This is a genomic window from Campylobacter concisus, from assembly GCF_002913545.1.
GTDB classification, from domain to species: Bacteria; Campylobacterota; Campylobacteria; order Campylobacterales; family Campylobacteraceae; genus Campylobacter_A; species Campylobacter_A concisus_AV.
Genome location: NZ_PPBR01000043.1, coordinates 1 through 629, shown reverse-complemented (window position 1 = coordinate 629; position 629 = coordinate 1). Strand labels below are relative to the sequence as shown.

The following is a 629-nucleotide window of genomic DNA, read 5'->3' as shown; positions in this document are numbered from 1 at the left end:
CTCGCTTAGCTCATTTTCCGTGGTCTCTTCGCTAAAGCCAACGATGTCAAAATTTGGTCTATGAACCTTTACAAGCATCGCTGTCTCATCGCTGATCGCCTCTTCGTAGTCTTTTAGCCTAGTCTTGTTTGTAGTGCCAACCTCTTTTAAGATACAACCTGCATTTGCCATCACTTCTGGCACTCTAAAACTACCGCCGATCTCGACTAGCTCGCCTCTGCTAACGACCACCTCCCTGCCCTTTGCAAAGGTATTTAGCACTAAAAATACAGCACTTGCGTTGTTATTTACAACGATGGCGTCTTCAAAGCCAAATGCTCTTGCTATTAGCGAGCCAACGTAGTCATATCTGTTGCCGCGGCTGCCCGTTTTTAGGTTGTACTCTAAGTTTGAGTATCCTGTGATAACAGGCGTTGCCCGCTTTAAAATTTCTTTATCGATAACGCTTCTAGCGAGGTTTGTATGTATGGTGACACCGGTTAAATTTAGCACTCTTTGAAGGCTTGCTTCGTTAAATTTATCATACTCATCTAGGATCAAATTTATTATCTCTTCGCTCTCAAAGCTTGCATTTTCATTTAAAATTTTAGCTCTAACCTCATCTAAAATTTGCCTTGCAAGCATAGTGA

The 629-nt window shown here is 42.1% G+C and carries 1 protein-coding gene; it reads right to left on the bottom strand.

Going from position 1 to position 629, the window contains the following annotated elements:
- Positions 1–629: L-seryl-tRNA(Sec) selenium transferase (selA, locus tag CYP05_RS03195; RefSeq protein ID WP_103641971.1), on the bottom strand; the 629-nt coding region annotated here is incomplete at both ends.